The following is a 3,225-nucleotide window of genomic DNA, read 5'->3' on the forward strand; positions in this document are numbered from 1 at the left end:
TTGTATTAATTTATGAGAGTGAAATACAGATGGGTTAAGCATTCATCTGCATTTCAAAACACTACTTCGACAAAATCGCTGTAGATACACCAATGCCAATTTTTATACTTGGTACTGTACGAACTTTATAGGGACTGCCTTATTTGTTTGTGAGAAATGTGTTTGCGATCGCGCATGTTCAGGGAAAATCGTTGAAATGATTATTGATGCAGCTTAAAAGTTCCGGGAATTAACTGAATGTCTGATTGGATTATAACGAACGTCACTCAAATCATCTACTCCTTGGGCTACGTGGGAATAGCTTTAATGATGTTCCTGGAAAATCTCTTTCCACCCATACCTTCAGAATTAATTATGCCTTTAGCTGGCTTTACTGCCAATGAAAAAGCAGTAGCAGCAGTCAAAGCTTTAGGTAAATTACCACCTGATGTCGAACCACTGAATATATTCGGGGTATTTTTGGCAGGATTGATTGGCTCAGTTTTAGGTGGACTAGTTTGGTACTACCCAGGAAAAATGCTTGGGGAACCACGCTTGAAACAACTCGCTGACAAGTACGGCAAGTGGATAACCGTATCGAGTCACGATATTACCAAATCCAGCCAATGGTTCAACCGTCAAGGAACTAAAGCAGTATTCATCGGTAGACTTGTACCGGGAATACGAACTTTAATATCTGTTCCCGCCGGAATTAGTAATATGCCCCTAATTCCATTCCTATTTTATACAACTTTGGGTAGCGCACTCTGGGTAGGTTTGCTAACATACTCAGGATACGCATTAGGTAGCCAATATGAACTGGTGGATAAGTACCTTGCCCCCGTATCCAAAATTGTGCTGGCAGGTTTGTTACTGGCATTCGGTTTTTGGACGTTTAAGCGCAGACAAAAGCGCAGAAAAAGGTAAAAGGCAGTCGCAACTGAATTTATTCAGTCACCACAAACAGGCATTTGAGCTATTCAAACCAGTTTTAAATCCTGTGATTTTTTTCACCCAATTTATCAGTTAATATAAAGCGCGAAATAGACAAAGACAATTTTTTACGCTAGTCTTTGATAGTTTTTGGCGCATTTCTAGCTACATTTGACGAATTGACAAATTTCTTGTACTTGCATTTTTTAGTACTCGTATTTTTGTAAGATGGGCGTGATAATTTGTTTAAGCTAAGTAACCACTAGGAGCTTTCATGACAGACCAACCTAACAACTCTTCCCCAATCAGTGCAGCGACTCCAATGAACGCTGCTGCCATACCCATGAATCGCGTTTCGGCATCAACTCCAATGAACGCAAATCCGATGAATACTGTTCCCAAACCAGGTGGTAATGGTGCAGGTAAAAACATTCTCAGCGTTGACTTAGGAAGAACCTCAACAAAAACTTCCGTCAGTCGCGAACCAAACAACGTTGTATTCATCCCATCCAATGTCAAGAAAATGACAATGGAAGAAGTACGCAGTGGAGTTTTTGAAGTTCGTGCAACCGATCCATTAATGGATTTGTGGATGGAATTCCAAGGTAGTGGTTATGCGATCGGTCAACTAGCAGCCGATTTTGGCGCAAATCTCGGTGTTGGTCAATCAAAAGTAGAAGATGCATTGGCAAAGGTTTTAGGCTGTGCTGGTTACTTCAAACTTAAAGACGAGATTTCTGTCGTACTGAGTTTGCCTTATCACTCCCAAGAGCAGTTCGAGCGCGAAAAAAATCAGTTGATGAGCCAAATTAGTGGTCCCCACGTGATGAGTTTCCGTGGTGAGAATGTTAGTTTGAACGTGACTAAAGTTTGGATAATGCCCGAAGGCTATGGTAGTTTGCTGTGGTGTGAAGCTCAACCCAAAAAGGGACCAAACACTGCTGATTTTACCAAAGTTTCCGTCGCAATTGTTGATATTGGACATCAAACAATTGACTGCTTGATGGTTGATAATTTCCGCTTTGCTCGCGGTGCTTCTAAGAGTGAAGAATTCGGAATGAACAAGTTTTATGAATTGGTCGCAGCCGAAATCGAAGGTTCCGATGCCCAATCCCTGTCATTGATTTCATCAGTGAACCGTCCCAAAGGCGATCGCTTCTACCGTCCTCGTGGTGCAAGCAAACCCACCAACCTTGATGATTTCTTGCCAAACCTGATCGAAATGTTCTCACGGGAAATCTGTAACCGCATCCTCGCATGGATACCCGAACGTGTTACCGATGTGATTCTTACTGGTGGTGGTGGTGAGTTTTTCTGGGAAGATATGCAAAGACTGCTAAAAGAAGCAAAAATTAATGCCCATTTAGCAGCTCCATCACGTCAAGCAAATGCCTTGGGGCAGTATATTTATGGAGAAGCACAGCTATCCAATCGCTCCGCTAAGGCTTAAAACTGATGTTCCAATGGTCAAAGAAAGAAGTTAAATCGATTACGTTCAATCCAGGGGTCGCTGACGAAAGTTTGCTTGCGCTGATCGAAAGCCATTTGGAAAAAAACCCCAATCAATCGTTCAGCGACCTCTGTAAAGATGCTTTATGGCAAGCTTTGTGTGTGCCAGAATCGGTACGTCCTGCACCAAAACCAACTGCAAGCTCTACACCATTACCCATTAATAACCCAGTTAATAACCCTAATACTGTTACTAATGGTGCTGGTGAACCGAGAATTGCTGATTTACATCGTCAAGTGGCTGACCTTGAGGAGCGTTTTTATGCTAGGGAATCGAATCGCTTGGATTTGTTAGAACGCCAGTTAATGCAAGTTAGCCAGCAGGTTGCTCAGTTAGCGATCGCAATTACTACTGGTGTTTCTGTCCAAGTAACTCCAAACCAATCCCTTCCTGCATCTACAGTTAACGTAAGCAATACGCCTATTTCTTACGCTCCTTCTCAAGAGGTTGACCCTGTAATCAGCCGTCTCAGTCAGCTTGTGGACGATTTTTAATCAATTATTATTCAGGTTGGGTCTTTTGTACTCGAATTAATCAGCTCCTTAATAGGTATCTATTAAGGAGTATTGTTTTAACTTGCTATTTGCGATGGAAAAGGGAAAAAGTTTTTCTCTTTCATTCTTTTCTCTTTGCTGACATGTATTTGTTGTCGAGTCATGCTTCTTGAATATACTAGGAAAGGAAATTTACCCTAATAGATAAGTAAAACATATAGAAGTACTCATAGGGTACATCCCAGTTTTTATTCTTCCAAGAAAGATAAATAAATCATGAGAAAGTAAAGGGAAATTAAACGCGAACGC

3 protein-coding genes are annotated in these 3,225 nt (G+C 41.4%); all 3 read left to right on the forward strand.

Going from position 1 to position 3,225, the window contains the following annotated elements; all coding sequences use genetic code 11:
* Positions 1-237 precede the first annotated feature (237 nt).
* Positions 238-906: a DedA family protein gene (locus CK510_RS28415; protein WP_095724835.1), complete on the forward strand. Its 669-nt coding sequence runs from the start codon at positions 238-240 to the stop codon at positions 904-906.
* A 280-nt stretch (positions 907-1,186) separates the two neighbouring features.
* Positions 1,187-2,362: a filament morphology actin-like protein FcmB gene (gene fcmB / locus CK510_RS28420; RefSeq protein ID WP_095724836.1), complete on the forward strand. Its 1,176-nt coding sequence runs from the start codon at positions 1,187-1,189 to the stop codon at positions 2,360-2,362.
* Positions 2,363-2,367: 5 nt separating this feature from the next.
* The gene (gene fcmC / locus CK510_RS28425; RefSeq protein ID WP_095724837.1) at positions 2,368-2,916 is read left to right on the forward strand and encodes a filament morphology membrane protein FcmC; all 549 of its coding nucleotides are present in this window, start codon (positions 2,368-2,370) and stop codon (positions 2,914-2,916) included.
* The last annotated feature ends 309 nt before the right edge of the window (positions 2,917-3,225 follow it).

Source organism: Brunnivagina elsteri CCALA 953 (assembly GCF_002289455.1).
GTDB lineage: Bacteria > Cyanobacteriota > Cyanobacteriia > Cyanobacteriales > Nostocaceae > Brunnivagina > Brunnivagina elsteri.